This window comes from Bradyrhizobium sp. ISRA464 (genome assembly GCF_029910095.1).
GTDB lineage: Bacteria > Pseudomonadota > Alphaproteobacteria > Rhizobiales > Xanthobacteraceae > Bradyrhizobium.
The window spans coordinates 5,575,475-5,595,571 of record NZ_CP094526.1; the positions used below are offsets into that span (position 1 = coordinate 5,575,475).

The 20,097-nt window shown below is 65.1% G+C and carries 15 protein-coding genes; 7 read left to right on the top strand and 8 right to left on the bottom strand.

Going from position 1 to position 20,097, the window contains the following annotated elements; translation table 11 throughout:
* The first annotated feature begins 260 nt into the window (after positions 1-260).
* The 4 genes from MTX19_RS26020 to MTX19_RS26035 all read left to right on the top strand — a co-directional run bounded on the left by MTX19_RS26020 (position 261) and on the right by MTX19_RS26035 (position 3,438).
* Positions 261-638 (top strand): VOC family protein, encoded by a 378-nt coding sequence (locus MTX19_RS26020; RefSeq protein WP_280976828.1) that lies wholly within the window; start codon positions 261-263, stop codon positions 636-638.
* Positions 639-927: 289 nt separating this feature from the next.
* Positions 928-2,202, top strand: a complete 1,275-nt coding sequence (locus MTX19_RS26025) for an acyl-CoA dehydrogenase family protein (RefSeq protein ID WP_280979937.1) — start codon at positions 928-930, stop codon at positions 2,200-2,202.
* Between the two features lie 328 nt (positions 2,203-2,530).
* Positions 2,531-3,151 carry a flavin reductase family protein gene (locus MTX19_RS26030; RefSeq protein WP_280979938.1) on the top strand — a complete coding sequence of 207 codons (621 nt, stop codon included), beginning with the start codon at positions 2,531-2,533 and terminating at the stop codon, positions 3,149-3,151.
* Between the two features lie 11 nt (positions 3,152-3,162).
* Positions 3,163-3,438 carry a GNAT family N-acetyltransferase gene (locus tag MTX19_RS26035; protein WP_280979939.1) on the top strand — a complete coding sequence of 92 codons (276 nt, stop codon included), beginning with the start codon at positions 3,163-3,165 and terminating at the stop codon, positions 3,436-3,438.
* A 175-nt stretch (positions 3,439-3,613) separates the two neighbouring features.
* On the opposite strand, the gene yghU is transcribed toward MTX19_RS26035, so the two are convergent.
* Both yghU and MTX19_RS26045 read right to left on the bottom strand, forming a co-directional pair.
* The gene (yghU, locus tag MTX19_RS26040; protein ID WP_280979940.1) at positions 3,614-4,492 is read right to left on the bottom strand and encodes a glutathione-dependent disulfide-bond oxidoreductase; all 879 of its coding nucleotides are present in this window, start codon (positions 4,490-4,492) and stop codon (positions 3,614-3,616) included.
* Between the two features lie 225 nt (positions 4,493-4,717).
* Positions 4,718-6,376 (bottom strand): NAD(P)/FAD-dependent oxidoreductase, encoded by a 1,659-nt coding sequence (locus MTX19_RS26045; RefSeq protein WP_280979941.1) that lies wholly within the window; start codon positions 6,374-6,376, stop codon positions 4,718-4,720.
* 277 nt (positions 6,377-6,653) lie between these two features.
* On the opposite strand from MTX19_RS26045, the gene MTX19_RS26050 reads away from it, so the two are divergent.
* Both MTX19_RS26050 and MTX19_RS26055 read left to right on the top strand, forming a co-directional pair.
* Complete coding sequence (locus MTX19_RS26050; protein WP_280979942.1) at positions 6,654-7,787, top strand: nitronate monooxygenase; 1,134 nt, start codon at positions 6,654-6,656, stop codon at positions 7,785-7,787.
* A gap of 169 nt (positions 7,788-7,956) precedes the next feature.
* On the top strand, positions 7,957-9,468 hold the full coding sequence (locus MTX19_RS26055) for an acetyl-CoA acetyltransferase (RefSeq protein ID WP_280979943.1): 1,512 nt from the start codon (positions 7,957-7,959) through the stop codon (positions 9,466-9,468).
* A 159-nt stretch (positions 9,469-9,627) separates the two neighbouring features.
* On the opposite strand, the gene MTX19_RS26060 is transcribed toward MTX19_RS26055, so the two are convergent.
* The 6 genes from MTX19_RS26060 to ltnD form a co-directional block, all read right to left on the bottom strand.
* Positions 9,628-10,830 (bottom strand): efflux RND transporter periplasmic adaptor subunit, encoded by a 1,203-nt coding sequence (locus tag MTX19_RS26060; protein ID WP_280979944.1) that lies wholly within the window; start codon positions 10,828-10,830, stop codon positions 9,628-9,630.
* Positions 10,817-13,996: an efflux RND transporter permease subunit gene (locus MTX19_RS26065; protein ID WP_280979945.1), complete on the bottom strand. Its 3,180-nt coding sequence runs from the start codon at positions 13,994-13,996 to the stop codon at positions 10,817-10,819. Before MTX19_RS26065 ends, MTX19_RS26060 begins: the two co-directional genes overlap by 14 nt.
* Before the next feature lie 398 nt (positions 13,997-14,394).
* Positions 14,395-16,086 (bottom strand): methyl-accepting chemotaxis protein, encoded by a 1,692-nt coding sequence (locus MTX19_RS26070; protein ID WP_280979946.1) that lies wholly within the window; start codon positions 16,084-16,086, stop codon positions 14,395-14,397.
* 167 nt (positions 16,087-16,253) lie between these two features.
* Positions 16,254-17,543, bottom strand: coding sequence for a 3-oxo-tetronate kinase (gene otnK, locus MTX19_RS26075; protein WP_280979947.1), 1,290 nt, complete (start codon positions 17,541-17,543; stop codon positions 16,254-16,256).
* Entirely contained in the window at positions 17,540-18,322 is a 783-nt protein-coding gene (otnI, locus tag MTX19_RS26080; protein WP_280979948.1) for a 2-oxo-tetronate isomerase, read from the bottom strand. The genes otnK and otnI overlap by 4 nt, the downstream gene beginning before the upstream one ends.
* Positions 18,323-18,334: 12 nt before the next feature.
* Positions 18,335-19,246, bottom strand: a complete 912-nt coding sequence (gene ltnD / locus MTX19_RS26085) for an L-threonate dehydrogenase (RefSeq protein WP_280979949.1) — start codon at positions 19,244-19,246, stop codon at positions 18,335-18,337.
* A 176-nt stretch (positions 19,247-19,422) separates the two neighbouring features.
* On the opposite strand from ltnD, the gene MTX19_RS26090 reads away from it, so the two are divergent.
* Entirely contained in the window at positions 19,423-20,079 is a 657-nt protein-coding gene (locus tag MTX19_RS26090) for an aldolase (protein WP_280979950.1), read from the top strand.
* The last annotated feature ends 18 nt before the right edge of the window (positions 20,080-20,097 follow it).

Here is a 20,097-nt window from a genome sequence, read left to right on the forward strand (position 1 = left end):
GAAATATTTTTGGCGTGAGGCCTTGCGCCGTCGGGCAACTCAGTGCCAAGGGCCGCCCTCCATCAACCCCGGGTTCGACGCTGACGCGCCGCCCCGGAACGACGGTTGGAGACGGCATCGCGTCAAGCAAGGCGCGACGCGGAGTCCGCTTCCGTTGCGAGAAAACTGCTGCTAGCGTTTGAGCTGCAGCACGCACCGGACGGTCACTTCCGACATCGCGCATCGTTGCGGCTGTCGCAAGCAACAGGAGGATTCTTGAGATGTTTTCACACGTGATGGTCGGCACCAACGATCTGGACAAGGCCAAGGCGTTCTATGATGCGCTGCTGGCCACCCTCGATGTCCGGCCAGCCAGGGTCGACGGTCACCGCATTTTCTACATCACCAAGACCGGCGTTTTCTCGGTCTCCAAGCCGATCAACGGCGAACCAGCAACGCACGCCAATGGCGGCACGATCGGCTTTGCCTGCAATTCGCCTGAACAGGTCGAGGCCTGGCACGCGGCCGGCGTCGCCAATGGCGGCAAGTCCTGCGAGGATCCGCCGGGCGTGCGCGAGGCCGCCGTGGGCAAGCTTTATCTGGCTTATCTCAGGGATCTCGACGGCAACAAGCTCTGCGCGATGCATCGGCTGGGATAACCGCCGTCCGGCCGCGTCGCATAGCAACTCCGGACTTCTTGGTGTTGCCGTTTTCACCTCGTCATGGCCGGGCCATCCACGTCTTCGTTGCGCGAGACCAAGACGTGGATGCCCGGCACAAGGCCGGCCATGACGAGGGTGTGGAGAGACCGCGTTCAAACAACGTTTTAAACGCCGTCGCCAAATTCCGCGATGCGGCACAGATCGTCTTCGAAATCGGTGCTCGCGCTTCGCGTCGGCCGCGTCTATTGTCCGCCGCGAAGCGCCTACATCGATGGGAGAAACGACAATGAAACACGCCTACGTGCCCCGCACGACCAACTACACGCTCAACCCGGGCGACGAGCTCAACGACCTGCGCATGTCGGACCAGGTCCGCCCGCTCTACGACCATGTGAAGCAGTTCATCCGCGACGTGGTCGAGCCGATGTCGGTCGAGTTCAACCGGCTCGGCGAGAAGAAGACCGATCGCTGGAGCTTCACGCCCGAACAGCTCGCGGTGCTGCAGAACGCGAAGGACAAGGCGAAGGAGGTCGGCCTCTGGAACTTCTTCCTGCCCGACGCCGAGACCGGCGAAGGCCTCAAGAACCTCGACTACGCCTATATCGCCGCCGAGCTCGGCAAGAGCCCGCTGGCCTCCGAGACCATGAACTGCTCCGCGCCCGACACCGGCAACATGGAGGTGCTGGAGCGCGTCGGCACCAAGGAGCAGAAGGAGAAGTGGCTGAAGCCGCTGCTCAACGGCGAGATCCGTTCGGCCTATGCAATGACCGAGCCGAACGTCGCCTCCTCCGACGCCAAGAACATCTCGACCACCGCGAAGCTCGTCGGCGACGAGTGGGTGATCAACGGCGAGAAGTATTACATCTCCGGCGCCGGCGATCCGCGCTGCAAGATCATGATCGTGATGGTGAAGACCAATCCCGACGCCCCGCCGAGCAAGCAGCAGTCGCAGATCCTGGTGCCGATGGACACGCCCGGCGTCGAGATCCTGGGGCCGATGCAGGTGTTCGGCCATGATCACGCGCCGCGCGGCCACATGCATCTGCGCTTCAACAATGTGAAGGTGCCGAAGGCCAACATGCTGCTCGGCGAAGGCCGCGGCTTCGAGATCTCCCAGGTCCGCCTCGGCCCGGGCCGCATCCATCACTGCATGCGCACCATCGGAAAGGCCGAGAAGGCGCTCGACATGATGGTGCAGCGGGGCCTGACCCGCGAAGCGTTCGGCAAGAAGATCGCCCATCTCGGCGGCAACACCCAGATCATCGCGCAGGCGCGCTGCGAGATCGAGGCGATGCGGCTGATGGTGCTGAAGGCGGCCAAGGCGATGGACGTGCTCGGCAACAAGGAGGCGCGGGTGTGGGTCTCGATGGTCAAGGCCATGGTCCCCGAGCGCGCCTGCAAGGTGATCGACCAGGCGATCCAGATGCACGGCGCCACCGGCATCTCGCACTGGACCCCGCTCGCCGAAATGTACCAGGACGTCCGCCATCTCCGCTTTGCCGACGGTCCGGACGAGGTGCACTGGATGGTGGTCGGCCGCCACGAGCTGAGCATGCCGTAGTCCTTCTCCTCCCTCTCCCCGCTCTTCGCGGGAGAGTGTTGGGTGAGGGGCTCTCTCCGCGAGCAGTGTGCGCGGACAGACCTGTGCCCCCTCACCCGGATCGCATCTTACGATGCGACATAGCCGAAGCTTCGCTTCGGCGTCCTTTTCAACAACGGCCGCCGGAGGCGGCCTATGCCTCTCCCCCGCAAACGGGGCGAGGTAAGCAAGAGAGAGCCAATAGCTTGTCGGGCGGGTTCGCGTGAGCGTAACCCGCCTTTGACTTTCATGTCCGTCGGCGGCGGGTTACGCTGCGCTAACCCGCCCCACGCTTTTTTCGGACCATCGCATGGAATACGCCCCTGACGATCTCACCCAGCGCGAACGCTACAAGGTGCTGACCTCGTTCGTGCTGCCGCGGCCGATCGCCTGGGTGACGAGCATGGGCGCGGACGGCGTCGTCAATGCGGCGCCGTTCTCCTTCTTCAACGTGTTCTGCGAGGATCCGCCGCTCTGCATGTTCGCAGTCAACCGCCGGCCTGACGGCCGCGAAAAGGACACGCTCTCCAACATCCAGGCTACGTCCGAGTTCGTGGTCAACCTCGCCGATGAGCCGCTGGCGCGCGCGATGCACGAGACGAGCGGCGACTTTCCGCCCGAGATCGGCGAGCCCGCCTATCTCGGGCTCAAGCTTGCGCCCTCGAGCAAGGTCGCGGTACCGCGCCTCGCCGACACGCCGTGGGCGATGGAGTGCAGGACCTGGAAGCTGATCGACGTCAACGGCGACCGTCAGCTCATCATGGGCGAAGGCATCAACTTCTACATCCGCGACGAATTGTGGGATCGTGACGCGATGCGCGTGCACATGGAGCGCTATCATCCGATGGGGCGCATGTTCGCCGACCGCTACTGCCGCACCGACGACCGCGTGGTTTTTCCGGCGGCCGAGGGCGCGCGGAAGCAAAAGTGAAGGACGGGACAATGAGCGAAGCATTCCGCGACAACGAGGCGCAGAGCCGGTTCGAGCTGGAGGTCGACGGCGCTATTGCCTTTGTCGTCTACCGCAAGACGCCTGACACCATCACGCTGGTTCACACCGAGGTGCCGCCGGAACTCGGCGGCCGCGGCATCGGCTCGAAGCTTGCCCGCGCCACGCTCGACGCGGTGCGCGCGGATGGCCGCAAGCTGGTCGTCAAATGCGAATTCATCCAGGGCTTCATGAAGAAGCATCGGGAGTACAATGACCTGCTGGGGTGACGCGGAGTAACAGTCTTGCGACGTCACAAACCCTCATGGTGAGGAGCGCGGAACGCGCGTCTCTTGACGATGCTGCGCATCGCCAGGCGAACCATGAGGCCCTGTCCGTGGCCTACATCCTTCGAGACGCCCGCTTGGCGGGCTCCTCAGGATGAGGGTTAGGGACATACCGCGGCTACGAGGCCGCTTGCTCACCGATCTTGTCCTGCGTCTTCGTCTCGAAATCGCTGGCGTCGTGGCGCTCGTGGAGCTGGCTTGCGGGATCGCCCCAGGTGCGGTTGACCATGCGGCCGCGCTTCACCGCAGTCCGCGCCGCGATCGCATCGGCCCAGCGTTGCACGTTCTTGTACTCATGCACCGAGAGGAATTCGCCGGCACCATAGAGCAGTCCCTTGGCCAGTCCGCCGTACCAGGGCCACACCGCCATATCGGCGATCGTGTAGACATTGCCGGCGAGATATTCGTTGTCGGCGAGCCGGCGGTCGAGCACGTCGAGCTGGCGCTTCACCTCCATCGCGAAGCGGTCGATGGCGTATTCGATCTTGGTCGGCGCGTAGGCATAGAAGTGACCGAAGCCGCCGCCGAGATAGGGCGCGGCGCCCATCTGCCAGAACAGCCAGGAAAAGGTCTCCGCCCGCGTCTTGATGTCGGTCGGCAGGAACGCGCCGAACTTCTCGGCGAGATAAACCAGGATCGAGCCCGACTCAAACACCCTGATCGGCTCCGGCCCGCTGCGGTCCATCAGCGCCGGGATCTTCGAGTTCGGATTGACCGCGACAAAGCCGCTGCCGAACTGGTTGCCGTCGATCTTGATCAGCCAGGCATCATACTCGGCGCCCTTGTGGCCGGCCGCCAGCAGTTCCTCCAGCATCACGGTGACCTTCACACCGTTCGGCGTCGCCAGGGAATAAAGTTGCAGCGGATGACGTCCGACCGGCAATTCCTTCTCATGCGTGGGACCGGCAATCGGCCGATTGATGCTGGCAAAGCGCCCGCCGCTCTCCTTGTTCCAGGTCCAGACTTTCGGCGGCTCGTAGGCAGGGGTATCGGTCATGCAATTGGCTCCGGCGCAAAGGGCGCGTCCGTTCTAGCTAGCCTCGAAACCGTGATTGGCAAGGGTACTGGGCGAGCGACCGCCCTTTCCCGTCGTCATGCCGGGCATGACGAATCTGGGTCTCGCGTTGCCCCACCGGTCATTGCGAGCGAAGCGAAGCAATCCATCTCTCCGCTTGCTGACGCATGGATTGCTTCGTCGCTTCGCTCCTCGCAATGACGGAAACTATGATGCCGCTGCTCGCTGCCTCTGCTCCACCCCCGTCATCGCGAAGCCCTCGTAGCCTTTCGCCGCGACCTCGTTGCAGATCTGCCGGTACGGACCGACGCCGCCGATATAGGGCATGAAGATGCGCGGCTTGCCTGGAATGTTGGCGCCCATGTACCAGGAATCCGCCTGCGGATAGAGCGTCGCGAAGGCGACCTCGTTGACATGGGCGACCCATTTGTCCTCGGCGTCCTTCTCTGCCTCGAGCATCGCAAGGCGATTGTCGCGCATGTAGCTCAGGCAATCGCTGATCCAGTCGACATGCTGCTCGATCGACACGATCATGTTCGACAGCACCGACGGGCTGCCGGGGCCGGTGATGACGAACAGGTTCGGGAAGCCCGCGCTCATCAGGCCGAGATAGGTGCGCGGCCCCTCCGCCCAATTCTGGTTCAGCGTCTGGCCATCGCGGCCGCGAATATCGATCCTGGCCACCGAGCCGGTCATCGCATCGAAGCCGGTCGCCAGCACCAGCGCGTCGAGCTCGTAATCCTCGCCGCCCGAGCGCACCGCGGTCTCGGTGATCTCCTCGATCGGATTGGTCTTGATATCGACCAGCGTCACGTTCGCCCGATTGAAGGTCGCGAAATAGTCGGTGTCGATGCAGATCCGCTTGGTGCCGATCGGATAGCTCGACGGCGTGAGCAGTTGCGCGGTCGCGGCGTCCTTGACGATCTCGGCGATCTTGCCGCGCACGAAGTCGGCCGCGGTGTCGTTCGCCGCCTTGTCGAGCGCGAGGTTGTTGTAGACCGTCATGAAGGTGAGGCCGCCGCGCTGCCAGCGCGCCTCGTATTTGGCACGGCGTTCATTGTCGCCGTCGTCGAGTGCGCCGCGATCGGGCAGTTCGGTGTAGATGCCGTTCTTCGCCTGCTCGCGGGCGAACGTCCTGATCTCCGGATAGTTGGCGCGGAACCAGGCGCGTTCCTCCTCCGTCAGTTTGGCGTTGCGCGCGGGGATCGAGAACTGCGCCGTGCGCTGGAACACCGTGACGTGCCTGGCCTGCTCGGCGATGACAGGGATCGACTGGATGCCGGACGAGCCGGTGCCGATCACGCCGACGCGCAGTCCAGTGAAATCCACCGGCTCATGCGGCCAGTGGCCGGTGTGATAGACCTTGCCCTTGAAGCGATCGAGCCCCTTGATGTCGGGCTTGCGCGCATTGGACAGGCAGCCCGTCGCGAGCACGACGAACCGAGCCGTCACCGCCTTGCCGTCCGATGTCGCGACCTGCCAGAGATTGTCGCGCTCGTCGAACTCGGCGCGCTCGACGCGGGTGTCGAACTGGATGTCGCGCCTGAGGTCGAAGCGATCGGCGACGTGGTTGGCGTATTGCAGGATCTCCGGCTGCGGCGCGTAGCGCTCGCTCCAATTCCATTCCTGCTGCAGTTCCTCGGAGAAGGAATAGGAGTACTGCATGCTCTCGACATCGCAACGCGCACCGGGGTAGCGGTTCCAGTACCAGGTGCCGCCGACGCCGCTGCCCTGCTCGTAGACGCGCGCGGAAAAGCCGAGGCCACGCAGACGGTGTAGCATGTACATGCCGGCAAATCCGGCACCGACCACGACGACGTCGTAATGTGCTGCGCTTGTCTTGGCGGCTGACGATTGAGCGGACATTCCAGCAAACTCCCCGATGAATTCTTCTCGCTTTGCCGAACAGAATTCTCTCTCGATCGCCAAAGCGCAAGAGGACAATGCGCGCCCCTTCGATCCGCATATTTTGCCTTACGGAATGCGTTGAGCGCAGCGCCGTACCCGTAGCGCCTGCACGCAAGATCGCCGCCGACGAAAGCCGCTTGGCTTCGCCGACCATCAGGGCTAGCGTCGCCGAGGCTGATGCCATCGAAGCAGGACAAGCAGCCGTCGAAGCTGCCGCCGGGGAGAGAACGCATCCATGAAATCACCGATCTGCGACATGCTGAGAATCGAATTCCCCCTGCTCGCCTTCAGCCATTGCCGCGACGTGGTGGCGGCGGTCAGCCGCGCCGGCGGCTTTGGCGTGCTCGGCGCGACCGCGCATACGCCGGAGACGCTGGAGCAGGAGCTGAAGTGGATCGACGCGCATGTCGACGGCAAGCCCTATGGCATCGACGTGCTGATCCCCGAGAACATCTCGACATCAGGCGAGAAGAACGTCACCTGGAAGAGCCTGGAGGCGCGTGTCTCGCAGGAGCACCGCGACTTCACCCGCAATCTGCTGAAGAAGTACGACATCGAGCTGACGACCCGGAACGTCGCCGACAACCAGCCGCAGCCGTTCGATGCCGAGACCGCGCTGCAGCTGCTTGAGGTCTCCTTCGGTCATCCGATCAAGCTGATCGCGAATGCGCTCGGCGTGCCGCCGAAGGCGATGATCGAGATGGGTCGCAAGCACAGCGTTCCGGTCGCAGCGCTGGTCGGCTCCAAGGAACATGCGCTGCGCCAGGTCGCGGCCGGCGTCGATATCCTGGTCGCGCAGGGCACCGAGGCCGGCGGCCATTGCGGCGAAGTCTCGACCATGGTGCTGGTGCCGGAGGTGATCAAGGCGATCAAGAAGGTCCGCGACGTGCCGGTGCTCGCCGCCGGCGGCATCATGACGGGAAGCCAGATGGCCGCTTGCATGGCGATGGGCGCGGCCGGCGCCTGGACCGGTTCGGTGTGGCTCGCGACCGTTGAATCGGAGACATCGGAGATCTTCCGCGAGAAGATGATCGCGGCGTCCTCGCGCGACGCGGTGCGCTCGAAGGGCCGCACCGGCAAGCCGGCGCGCCAGCTCCGCTCGGTGTGGACCGATGCGTGGGATCGCGCGCCTGATAGCCCCGGCGCGCTGCCGATGCCGCTGCAGAGCATCATCAGCCGCGACGCCTTCAACGCCATCGACCGCTCGGCCGCCGCCGGCAACGAAAAGGCGCGCGACCTCGTCAGCTACTTCGTCGGCCAGGGCGTCGGCCTGATCGACAGCGTGAAATCCGCAGGCGCCGTGGTGCAGGAGTTCAGGGAGGATTTCGTCGAGGCCGTCGAGCACATGAACGCGCTGGTGGCGGAGTAAGTCTCCCCCCGTCATTGCGAGGAGCTCGCGACAAAATTGCGAAGCAATTTTGCGCTGAAGCGACGAAGCAATCCATTCTGCTCCGATGCGGAGATGTGGATTGCTTCGCTTCGCTCGCAATGACGTCCAGAATTGACATCAAGCCTATATCTGAGAGCGAACAACAAGAATGTCGAACAACCTTCCCGAAGACCGCATTCCCGTCATCGTCGGCGTCGGCGAGATCGTCGATCGTCCAAAGGACATCGCCGCCGGTCTCGAGCCGCTCACGCTACTGGAAGAGGCGCTGAAACGCGCGGAGGCCGACAGCGGCGCAAGGCTGCTCGGCGACGTCCAATCGCTCGACATCGTCAACTTCCTGAGCTGGCGCTACCGCGATCCCGAGAAGCAGCTGGCGCAGCGTCTCGGCATCAATCCGGCCCATCTCTATTACGGCCCGGTCGGCGGCGAGAGCCCGATCCGCTATCTGCACGAGGCGGCACAGCGCATCGCGCGCGGCGAATGCAGCGTCGCTGCAGTCTGCGGTGCGGAGGCGCAATCGACCGCGACCAAAGCTCAGCGCGCCAACATCGAGCTGCCCTGGACGCCGTTCGCGCATGACGTCGAAGAGCCGAAGCGCGGCGCCGCGTTCCAGAAGCCGATGGCGGTGACGCTCGGCGTCTTTCGGCCGATCACAGTCTACCCGCTCTACGAGTCCGCCACATCGGCGCATTGGGGCCAGACGCCGCGCGAGGCGCTGAAGGAATCGGGCGAGCTGTGGTCGACCTATGCGCGGGTTGCGGCCGACAATCCGAACTCCTGGCTGAAGCAGCGCTTCACCGGCGAGGAGATCACGACGCCGACGCCGGACAACCGGATGATCGCCTGGCCCTACACCAAGCTGATGGTGGCGAACCCGACCGTGAACATGGGCGGCGCGCTGATCCTGACCAGCCTTGCGAAAGCGCGCGCCGCCGGCGTGCCGGAGGATCGGCTGATCTATCCGCTCGGCGGCGCTTCGGCGGAAGAGCCGCGCGACTATCTGACTCGCGATCAGTTCGTCGAGAGCCATTCGCAGACCGCGGTGCTGAAGGCCGTGATGGACCTCGTCGAGGGCGACGGCAGGACATTCGACGCGATCGAGCTCTATAGCTGCTTCCCCTGCGTGCCGAAGATGGCGCGCCGGACTCTTGGCCTGGGCGTCGACGTGCAGCCGACCGTGACCGGCGGCCTCACCTTCTTCGGCGCGCCGCTCAACACCTACATGACGCACGCGGCCTGCGCGATGGTGCGCAAGTTGCGAAGCGGCGGCAAGCTCGGCCTGCTCTACGGCCAGGGCGGCTTCGTCACCAAGCATCACGGCCTCGTGCTGTCCCGCCAGGCGCCGAAGGCGGCGCTCAAGCAGGCGACCTCCGTGCAGGCCGAGGCCGAGCGCCATCGCCGCAAGGCGCCGGAGTTCACCACCGAGGCGCGCGGCAAGGGCAAGGTCGAGGCGTTCACCGTGATCTATCGCGGCAATGGCGAGATCGAGCACGGCGTCACCATGCTGCGCACCGAAGACGGCCGGCGCACGCTCGGCCGCATCCCGGCCAGCGACACGGCAACGCTGGCGCATCTGCAGAACATGGAGCGCACGCCGGTCGGTACGACGGGCGACATCGTCACCGCCGGCGACGGCATGCTGGAATGGCGGGTGAGCTAAGATTCTTTCCGCGTCATGGCCGGGCATAGCCGTCCGAAGGACGGCGTCGCTTCCGCTCGCCTATGACCCGGCCATCCACGTCTTACTGGGTGACTGCCAAAAACGTGGATGCCCGGGACAAGCCCGGGCATGACGAAAAGGAAGCTGCTTGCGCCCGCCCTACCCCTTCACATCCTGCTTTTCGGAGGCCGTCGTCGGCTTGCCCTTGGCGCCGACGCCGACCACGCGCACCTGCTCGCCGTCGTTGAGACCATCCGGCGGGGCGGTGATGACGCGGTCGTCGGGCGCAAGGCCCGAGGCCAGCTCGATCTCCTTGCCGAGATCGCGCCCGATCTTCACTGTCTTGAACACCACCTTGTCGTCCGGGCCCACGGTCGCGACCCGCAGCCCGCTGGCGTTGAAGATCAGCGCGCTGGCGGGAATGCTCAGCGGCGTGGAATCGCGTTGCAGGTTGAGCTTCACGCTGGCGTAGCCGCCCGGCATCAATTCGCCCCTGGGATTTTCCAGCCCGAGCTGCATCCGCGTGGTGCCGGAGGCGACGTCGACCGCCTGCGACGAGGCCTCGACCGTCGCCTCGAACGTCCGGTTCGGATATTCCGGCAGCGAGATCGTGGCCTTGGCGCCGATCTTGATCGCGGGCACGTAGTTCTGCGGCACGTTGACGTAGACGCGCAGCTTGCTGATGTCGGAGATCGTGAACATCGCAGGGCCGGTGCCGCCGCCGGCGTTGATCAGGGCGCCGACGTCGGTATCGCGCGACGTCACCACGCCGTCGAACGGCGCCGTGATCTTCTTGTAGCCGGCGAGCGCTTCCAGCCGCTCGACATTGGCCTGGCCGGCCTTGACCGAAGCATTCTTGTTGGAGAGGTCGGCGGTGCGCTCGTCGATCTCCTGCGCGGAGACGAAGTTCGACGCCACCAGGGTCTTGCGTCGGTTCAGCGTGGCCTCCGAGAGCCTGGCGCTGGCCTGCGCGCTGGCGAGGTCGGCGCGCGCCTGCAGCAATTGCTGGTCGAGGTCGGGAGCCTCGATCTCGGCGATCACCTGGCCGGCCTTGACCCGCGCACCGATGTCCGCGTTCCAGCTCTTAAGGTATCCGGAAACCCGCGCGAAGATCGGCGCGCGATAGTAGGCCTCCAGCCGCCCCGGCAGATCGATCGTCGGGCTCAAGGCCTTCGCATTGGGCAGCGCCACGGCAACGGTCGGAATGGCCTGGTCATCGGTCCATTGCTTCAGCCGCGTGTCTTGCTCCTCACGGGCCCGGATGCCGGTGCCGACGATCAGTCCCGCGCCGATCAGTGCGACCACGCCGAATATGCCCAGTTTCCGGTGAGAGACCGGCGGGCGCTGTTCAGTGGGCGACATGCGGGATCTCCGATGAGGCGGCGGCTTTGGCGCCTTGTTTCTTATGTACCATACTGAATACCACGGGAACGAACATCAGGGTCGCGAAGGTCGCGAAGATCAGGCCGCCGATCACGGCCCGGCCGAGCGGCGCATTCTGCTCGCCGCCCTCGCCCAGTCCCAACGCCATCGGCGTCATGCCGATGATCATCGCGAGCGCCGTCATCAGCACCGGGCGGAACCGGACGAAGCCCGCCTCCAGCGCCGCCGCGATGGGATCGCCGAGCTCCTCGTAGCGCTCGCGGGCGAAGCTGATCACGAGCACGCTGTTGGCGGTCGCCACGCCCATGCACATGATGGCACCGGTCAGCGCCGGCACCGACAGCGTCGTCTGGGTCGTGAACAGCATCCAGACGATGCCGGCAAGCGCGGCGGGCAGCGCCGTGATGATCACGAACGGGTCCGACCAGGACTGGAAGTTCACGACGATCAAGAGGTAGATCAGCACCACGGCGCCGAGCAGGCCGAACAACAGGCCGGTGAAGGCGCTGTTCATGGTCTGCACCTGGCCGAGTAGCACTACGGACGAGCCCTTCGGCGCCTCCTTGGCGGTATCGGCGATCAGCTTGCGCACGTCGGTTGCGACCCCGCCGAGATCGCGGCCCTGCGTCGTCGCGTAGATCTGCACCAGCGACTGGATGTCGTATTGCGACACCACCGCGCTCGAAGTCGAGCGCTTGATGTCGGCGATGCCGCCGAGGATCGGCGCCTGGGTGTTGCCCGTCGCCGTGATCGGCAAGGTCTGCAGCGCACTCAGCGAGTCGATCTGGTATTGCGGCGTCTGCATCACGATCGAATAGGACACGCCGTTGTCCCGATTGAGATAGTAGGTCGGCGCGACCTGCGACGAGCCGGCGAGATTGACGACGAGGGCGTTGGTAACGTCACGCTCGGTCAGGCCGACATATTGCGCGCGGGTCCGGTCGACATCGATGTTGAAGGTCGGGCTGTTCGGCGACTGCTGGATGCGCGCGTCTGCAATGCCGGGGATCCGGCGGATCTTGGCAAGCAGCTTGTTGGCGTAGGCGAAGTTGGCCTCGAGATTGGCGCCGCGGATCTGCAGGTCGATCGGCGCCGGCGCGCCGAAGTTCAGGATCTGGCTGACGATGTCGGCCGGCAGGAACGCGAAGCTGGAGCCCGGGAACAGCCGCGGCAACTGCTCGCGCAGCGTCTGCACGTGTTCCGCGGTCGGCTTGTGGCCTTCCTTCAGCTTGATCTGGATGTCGCCGTCCTGCGGACCGATCACGCCGGTGTTGTTGTAGGTCATGTTGATGCCGGAAATCGGCATGCCGATGTTGTCGGTCAGGGTCTCGATCTCACCGGGGACCAGCTTGCGGATCGCCTTCTGGACGTCGGCGAGTTGATTGGCGGTTTCCTCGACGCGGGTGCCGACCTGGGTGCGGACATGCATCAGGATGTTGCCGGCGTCGACCGACGGGAAGAAGTTGCGCCCCAGGAACGGCACCAGAAGGAAGGACGCGGCGACGATCGCCAGAAAGCCGGTCACGAACACCTTGCGGTGGCCGAGCGCGAGCGCCAGCAGGCCGTGATAGCCGCCGCGGATGCGCTCGAACCGCGCCTCGAAGCCGCGCTGGAACCAGACCAAAGGATTGCGCGACTTCGGCGGCTCACCCTCGTGATGGACATGCGCCTGCAACAGGTAGTTCGCCATGGTCGGCACCAGCGTGCGCGACAGGATGAACGACCAGATCATCGCGAACATCACCGCTTCAGCCATCGGCACGAACAGGAAGCGCGCGACGCCGGTCAGGAAGAACATCGGCACGAACACGATGCAGATGCAGAGCAGCGAGACGAAGGCCGGCGTCACGATCTGATTGGCGCCGTCGAGGATCGACTGCTGGACCGGCTTGCCCTGCTCCAGATGGTAATTGATGTTCTCGATCGTCACCGTGGCGTCGTCGACGAGGATGCCGACCGCAAGCGCCAGGCCGCCGAGTGTCATGATGTTCAGCGTCTCGCCGATCGCCGACAGCATGATGATGGCGCCGAGCACCGACAGCGGGATCGACACCGCGATGATGATCGTCGAGCGCCAGCTGCCCAGGAACAGCAGGATCATGACGCTGGTGAGCAGTGCGGCGATCACGCCCTCGAAGGCGACGCCCTCGATCGCGCCGCGCACGAACAACGACTGGTCGCCGATGAAGCCGATCTTGAGCGCGTCCGGCATCTGGTCCTTGACCTCGATCACCTTCTGCTTGATGCCGGAGATGATGTCGAGCGTCGAGGTCGCGCCGGCCTTCAGCACCATCATCAGCACCGAACGGTTGCCGTTGACGTGCACGATATTGGTCTGCGGCGGGTTGCCGTCGCGCACGGTGGCGACGTCGCGGATGTAGACCATCGCGCCGTTGACGGTCTTGATCGGCAGGTCGCCGAGCTCCTCGAGCTTGAGCGGCGAGTTGTTCAGGTTGATGGTGTATTCGAACTCACCGATCTTCTGGGTGCCGACCGGCGTGATCAGGTTCTGGGCGGCGAGTGCGTTGGCGACGTCTTGCCCCGACAGGCCGCGCGCCTGCAGCGCCGTCGAATTGAGGTCGATCTGGACCTGGCGCTGCTTGCCGCCGAACGGATACGGGATCGCCGCGCCGGGCACCGTGACCAGCGGCGTACGCAACTGGTTGATGCCGATATCGGCGAGGTTCTGCTCGGTCAGCCCCTCACCGGACAGCGCGACCTGGATGATTGGGACCGTCGAGGCGCTGTAGTTCAGGATCAAGGGCGGCGTCGCGCCGGGCGGCATCTGCTTGAGCAGGGTCTGCGAGATCGCGGTGACCTGCGCATTGGCCGTGCGGATGTCGACGTTGGGCTGGAAGAAGATCTTGATGATGCCGACGCCGTTATAGGAATTGGCGACGATATGCTCGATGTCGTTGACGGTCGTCGTCAGCGCACGCTGGAACGGTGTCGTGATACGACCGGACATCTGGTCCGGCGGCAGACCGGTGTACTGCCAGACCACGCCGATCACGGGAATGCGGATATCCGGGAAGATGTCGGTCGGCGTGCGCAGCGCCGCCAGCGGTCCGATGATCAGCAGCAGGACCGCGAGCACGACGAACGTATATGGCCGGCTCAGCGCGATACGGACCAGTGCGATCATAGAAAGGGTATTCCCGAAATTCTCGAAGGAGCCTGCCCATGCAGAGGAATCGGCGCTGGAAAAAGGCCGTTGTGCACAGGCCGATTTACCCGAACGACCGTGAAACGCCAACCCGTCGCGGGCCGGCCGCCTTCACTTCCTTGGCATAGCGCGTGAGCGAGCCGCCACGACGCCTCCCGCGCGAGCAAGTTATCGCCCAAAAAGAGACTGACCTGCTCTGAAAATCGACGCCCCAACGACATTGTCTTGACCCCACGAAGCCGATGCATCGCAGGTCTGCGAAATTATCAAACGTGGTGCGCTGATCCGACGCGCCACGTTCTGTTGCAGCTCGTCAATGCGGGTTCCGGCCGCCGCTCGAGGACGATGCCTTTGCGGCTGCTTGATACGCAAGCGCGTCAGGCGGCGCGGACCGCGTTCAGGAATCGGCCGACCTCGAGCTTGAGACGGTTGCTGTCACCCGACAGCGTCTGCGCCGCCGACAGCACCTGGCTCGAGGCCGAGCCGGTTTCGGTCGCGCCGTGCTGCACGTCGGTGATGTTGGCCGAGACCTGCTGGGTGCCCTGCGCCGCCTCCTGCACGTTGCGGGAAATCTCCTGCGTCGCGGCGCCCTGCTCTTCGACCGCGGCCGCGATCGTGGACGAAATCTCCGACAGGCGCTCGATGGTCGAAGAGATTTCCTTGATCGCGCCGACCGACTCCTGCGTCGCGGCCTGGATGCCGGAAATCTGCTGGCTGATCTCGCCGGTCGCCTTCGCGGTCTGCTCGGCCAGGGCCTTGACCTCGGAGGCCACGACCGCAAAGCCGCGGCCCGCCTCGCCGGCGCGTGCCGCCTCGATGGTGGCGTTCAGCGCGAGCAGGTTGGTCTGGCCGGCAATGGTGTTGATGAGCTCGACCACGTCGCCGATCCGCGCGGCCGCCTTCGACAACTCGCTGACGCGGTCATTGGTGGTGCGCGCTTGACCGACGGCGTCATTGGCCATCCGCGCCGACTCCTGCACCTGGCGACTGATTTCGGTCACCGACGACGACAGCTCCTCGGTCGCAGAGGCCACAGACTGCACGTTGGCGGACGCTTCTTCGGAGGCCGCGGCGACCGTGGTGGTCAGTTCCTGCGAACGCGTGGCCGTCGCCGACAGCGTGCCGGCCGAGGCTTCGAGCTGGGTCGAGGCCGACGACACGGTCTGCACGATCTCGCCGATCATCTGCTCGAAGTTGCGGGTGATGGCATCGACCCGGCGGCCGCGCTCGATCTTGGCTTCCGCGTCCGCCGCGGCGGTCTCGTCGGCGGCCTTCTTGGCGATCAGGACTTCCTTGAACACCTGCAACGTATCGGCCATCGTGCCGATCTCGGTCTTCTCGCCCTGATGGGGAACGACCACGGTCAGGTCACCGCGTCCGAGCGCCTGCATCGGCGCGACGATCGAGGCGATGCCGGCCGAGACGTCACGAACGAGGTAGAAGCTGACGCCGACGCCGATCAGGACGGCGACGCCGAGAATGACCGCAAGCACGATGAAGGCCGAATTGTAATTGTCGGCAGCATCCTGCGCAGCCTTGTCGGCGCCGGCGTTGTTGAGTGCGATGTCCTTGCGCAGGATCTCGTCGGCCTCGAGGCCGATATTGTTCACGACCTTGGTGTTGAGCTGATGCGCTTCTTGCGGGAGCTTGCCGGCTTCCTTGCGCGACAAGGCCAGCACGTCCTCGGTCCCCTTCTGGTACCTGTCCCAGGTCTCGGACCACTGCTTGTAGAGCGCGCGCTCCTCCGCCGAAGCGATCATCGGCTCGTAGGTCGCCCGCACCTTGCTGTTGGCCTCGACCACGCCGGCGAGCGTCTTCTCGGCCGCCAGCTTCTCTTCAAGAGTCTCGGCGAGCATGTGCTCGCGGGTCACGTTGCGATAGGTGATGACGCCGGCGCGCAGCTCGCCGAGGACGCGCACGCTCGGCAGCCAGTTGGTCGTGATGTCGACCGTATTGGCGTTGATCGCCTGCATATCCTTGACGGCAAGCAGCCCCATGCCCGCCATCGCGACAAGCAGGAACGCCACCACGGAAATGATCTTGGCGCGAATCGAGAGTTTGGCGAACATCGTGATGTCTCTGGCTGGTGGGCGCGGCCCTGGCGGGAATCAAATGGCGACGCGACGGACGCCGCAGGCGTCAAAGCCTGCGCCGTTCCTTTGGTTGGGTTAATTTGAAACTCCGTTGAACTACGCACCCGCGAATTGCCGCCCGTGACGGCATGGGCGAGGCGCGCTCAGCGCATCAGGGCGAGCGCGTCCGAGAAGAATTCCGGTCCGCCGAAATTGCCCGATTTCAGGGCAAGCAGCATGTCGCCGCTGCTGATTCCGACGGCACGCAAGACCGGAACGCCGGCGGCGATTTCCGCACCGACGAGGAAGCCGGGGATGCGCAGGCGATCGACCACGGCGCCTGACGTTTCACCACCGGCCACCACCAGCCGGCGTACGCCCGCCCGCACCAGGCCTTCGGCGATGTCGGCCATCGCCTGCTCGATGGCATGTCCGGCTGCGTCGCGGCCATGACGGGATTGGAGAGCTGCGACCTCGTCGGGGGTCACGCTGCTCGCGATCAGGATCGGGCCGTCGCCGATCCGATCCTTTGCCCAGGCCAGCGCGCGCTGCGCCTCGTCCTTGCCGGTGACCACCCGCTCGGGATCGAGATGCAGCACCGGCATCACCTTCTCGGCGTTCGCGATCTGCTGCAGGGTCGCCTGCGAACAACTGCCGGCGAGACAGGCCGCCGGCCCGCCGACTGCAGCATCGGGCATCGCGCTCGAGGCATCCGGTTTCACTATCCCGGCCGCGACCAGCGCCCGCGCCAATCCGAGGCCGATGCCGGAGGCGCCGACCGAGACACGATGGTCGAGCGCCACCTGCCCGATCGTTTCGAGGTCGCGGTCGAACACCGCGTCGACGATCGCAGCGCCAATGCCCCTGGCGGTGAGATCGGCGAGCTTTGCCCTGACGGCCCCGATGCCACGGGTCAGCGTCGCGAGATCGACCAATCCCACCTTCGTCCTGCTCTGGCGCGCCAGCACCCGCACCAGGTTGGAATCGTGCATCGGATTGAGCGGGTGATCCTTCAGCGGACTCTCGTTCAGCGGCACCGAGCCGACGAACAGATTGCCCTGATAGACGGTGCGGCCGGTCTCAGGGAACGCCGGCGTCACCAGCACGATGGTATCGCCGGAATCCGCGCGCAGCGCGTCCATCACCGGACCGATATTGCCGGCGTCGGTGGAATCGAAGGTCGAGCAGATCTTGAACAAAATATGAGCAGCGCCGCGGCCGCGCAGCCATGTCTCCGTCGCGCGCGAGCGCGATACCGCGAGATCAGCCTCGATCGAGCGGCTCTTCAGCGACACCACGACGGCGTCGACCTCGGGCAGCGCGAGATCGCCGGCGGGGACGCCGATGGTCTGCACGGTGCGCAGGCCGGCGCGGGTCAGCGTGTTGGCGAGGTCGGAGGCGCCGGTATAGTCGTCGGCGATGCAGCCAAGAGACAGTTTCGCTGCTGGTGTCACGGCTTCACTCCGGCGTAGGGCTTGAACCAGGCGAGACCGTCCGTGGTCTTGCCGCGCGGATTGTATTCGCAGCCGACGAAGCCGTCATAGCCGAGCCGGTCGAGCTCGCCGAACAGGAACGGATAGTTCAGCTCCTCTCCGTCGGGCTCGTTGCGCGAGGGGATCGATGCGATCTGGATGTGGCCGATGACAGGCATCATCTCGCGCAGCCGCATCGTCACGTCGCCATGGATGATCTGGCAGTGATAGATGTCGAATTGCAGCTTGAGGTTCGGAAGCTTCAGCTCGTTGATCAGGTCGTGGGCAAAGTTGAAGTTGTTGAGGAAGTAGCCGGGCACGTTGCGCGGATTGATCGGCTCGATCACGACGTCGCGGCCGTGCGGCGCGAAGAACTCCGCGGCGTAGGCGACAGATTTGTAAAAGGCTTCCACCGCGTGCCGGTCACCACGGTCTGCGATCCCTGCCATCAGATGCAGCCACTTCACCCCGGTCGCCTGCGCATAGGGCAGCGCGGTCTCCAGGCTCCGCTGCAGATCGGCAAAGCGATCAGGCAGCGCGGCGAACCCCTTCTCGCCGGCATTCCAGTCGCCCGGCGGCAGATTGAACAGCGCCTGTGTCAGCCCGGCGGCCTTCAGCCGTTTGCCGACCTCGTCGGCCGGATGGTCGTAAGGAAACAGGAACTCGACCGCAGTGAAGCCGGCTTTCGCCGCCGCCTCGAAGCGGTCAAGGAACGGGACCTCGTTGAACATCATGGAGAGATTGGCGGCAAAGCGGGGCATCTGGAGGTCCTCTTATTTCTTGCCGGGCAGTTTGGTACCGGTGACCTGCGCATACATCCGCGCCACCGACGCATCGTCGTCACGGCCCATGCCGGCGGCCGCCGTCATCAGGAACATCTGCAGCGCCGCGGCCGAGACCGGCACCGGGAAGCGCGCGTTGCGCGCCATGTCCTGGATGATGCCGAGATCCTTGACGAAAATCTCCACCGCGCTGCGCGGGGTGTAGTCGCCCTCGAGCACGTGCGGCATCCGATTCTCGAACATCCAGGAATTGCCGGCGGAGGCCGTGATCACCTCGTAGACTTTCCGGATATCGAGGCCCTGCTTGGCCGCGAACGCGATCGCTTCCGAGGCAGCGGCGATATGCACGCCGGCGAGCAGCTGATTGATCATCTTGAACGCGGCGCCCTGCCCCGCGGCATCACCAAGCTCGTAGAGCTTCGCCGCCATCGCATCCAGCGCCGGCCGCGCTTTTGCAAATGCCGCGGCGCTGCCCGAGGCAAGGATGGTCAGCTCGCCCTGCGCCGCGCGCTGGGCGCCGCCGGAGATCGGCGCGTCCAGATAGTGCCGGCCGCTCGCCTCGAGCTGCTTGGCGAGGCGCCGCGCGATATCAGGGTCCATGGTGGCCGACGACACGAACACCGCGCCCTTGGGCAGCGTCTCGGCGACGCCCCCTGCGCCGAACAGGATGGCCTCGGTCTGCGCCGCGTTGACGACGACGCTGACCGCGATATCGGCATCCTTCGCGGCCTCCGCCGGCGTCTTGGCGCCCTTGCCGCCGTCGGCAACGAACCGCCCGACCGCATCCGCCGAAACGTCGCAGCCGGTGACGTCAAAGCCGGCGCGCCTGAGCGAGGTCGCCATGCCGAAACCCATCGAACCGAGCCCGATGACGGCGACGCGCGGTTTGGCGGAACTGGACATGCGGCGATCCCTCGAATGTTTCCCTGTTTGAGCATGATCTCTCCGGAAAACCGGCTGCCACTTTGCGCTAGCGCGGCCCTCCGGGTCCGGATCATGCCCGTTATTGCCTGCCTATCACGGCTTGGCCGCGCTGCCAAAGCATGAGACAAGGCGAAAATACGGGAGGCTCGCGTGTCATGAGCGAAACAAAGCTTCGTGAGGACATCTGCCGCTTCGGCCGCTCGCTGTTCGAGCGCGGGCTGACGCCGGGCTCCTCGGGCAATATCAGCGTCCGGCTCGATGACGGCGGCTGGCTGGTGACGCCGACCAATGCCTCACTCGGCTTCCTCGACCCGGCAAAAATGTCGCGGCTCGCGGCCGACGGCCGGCTGGTCTCCGGCGATGCCCCGACCAAGGAAGTGCCGCTGCACACCGCGCTGTACCAGACGCGCACCGCGGCACGCGCCGTGGTGCACCTGCACTCCACTCATTCGGTGGCGCTCTCGATGCTGCCCGAAATCGACCCGCGCGCCGCGCTGCCGCCGATGACGGCCTATTACGTCATGAAATGCGGCCAGACCGCGCTGGTGCCGTACTATCGGCCGGGGGACCCCGCCGTTGCGGACGCGATCAAGGGGCTGGCCGGGGAATATTCATCCGTGCTGCTCGCCAATCACGGCCCAGTGGTCTCGGGCGACACGTTGGAAGCCGCGGTGTTCGCGACGGAAGAGCTGGAGGAAACCGCCAAGCTCTATCTGCTGCTGCGCGGGCTCAATCCGCGATATTTGTCGCCGGAGCAGGTGGCGGATTTGATCAAGACCTTTGGGCTCGCGCTGCCGGAGCACTCTCACTAGAATTCGCATAGGGCAGAC

Coding starts and splice junctions, on each gene's coding strand:
- yghU (WP_280979940.1), bottom strand. CDS start 4,492: ATGACCGATACCCCTGCCTACGAGCCGCCGAAAGTCTGGACCTGGAAC.
- MTX19_RS26025 (WP_280979937.1), top strand. CDS start 928: ATGAAACACGCCTACGTGCCCCGCACGACCAACTACACGCTCAACCCG.
- MTX19_RS26020 (WP_280976828.1), top strand. CDS start 261: ATGTTTTCACACGTGATGGTCGGCACCAACGATCTGGACAAGGCCAAG.
- MTX19_RS26090 (WP_280979950.1), top strand. CDS start 19,423: ATGAGCGAAACAAAGCTTCGTGAGGACATCTGCCGCTTCGGCCGCTCG.
- MTX19_RS26030 (WP_280979938.1), top strand. CDS start 2,531: ATGGAATACGCCCCTGACGATCTCACCCAGCGCGAACGCTACAAGGTG.
- MTX19_RS26060 (WP_280979944.1), bottom strand. CDS start 10,830: ATGTCGCCCACTGAACAGCGCCCGCCGGTCTCTCACCGGAAACTGGGC.
- otnI (WP_280979948.1), bottom strand. CDS start 18,322: ATGCCCCGCTTTGCCGCCAATCTCTCCATGATGTTCAACGAGGTCCCG.
- MTX19_RS26055 (WP_280979943.1), top strand. CDS start 7,957: ATGTCGAACAACCTTCCCGAAGACCGCATTCCCGTCATCGTCGGCGTC.
- MTX19_RS26035 (WP_280979939.1), top strand. CDS start 3,163: ATGAGCGAAGCATTCCGCGACAACGAGGCGCAGAGCCGGTTCGAGCTG.
- ltnD (WP_280979949.1), bottom strand. CDS start 19,246: ATGTCCAGTTCCGCCAAACCGCGCGTCGCCGTCATCGGGCTCGGTTCG.
- MTX19_RS26065 (WP_280979945.1), bottom strand. CDS start 13,996: ATGATCGCACTGGTCCGTATCGCGCTGAGCCGGCCATATACGTTCGTC.
- MTX19_RS26070 (WP_280979946.1), bottom strand. CDS start 16,086: ATGTTCGCCAAACTCTCGATTCGCGCCAAGATCATTTCCGTGGTGGCG.
- MTX19_RS26050 (WP_280979942.1), top strand. CDS start 6,654: ATGAAATCACCGATCTGCGACATGCTGAGAATCGAATTCCCCCTGCTC.
- MTX19_RS26045 (WP_280979941.1), bottom strand. CDS start 6,376: ATGTCCGCTCAATCGTCAGCCGCCAAGACAAGCGCAGCACATTACGAC.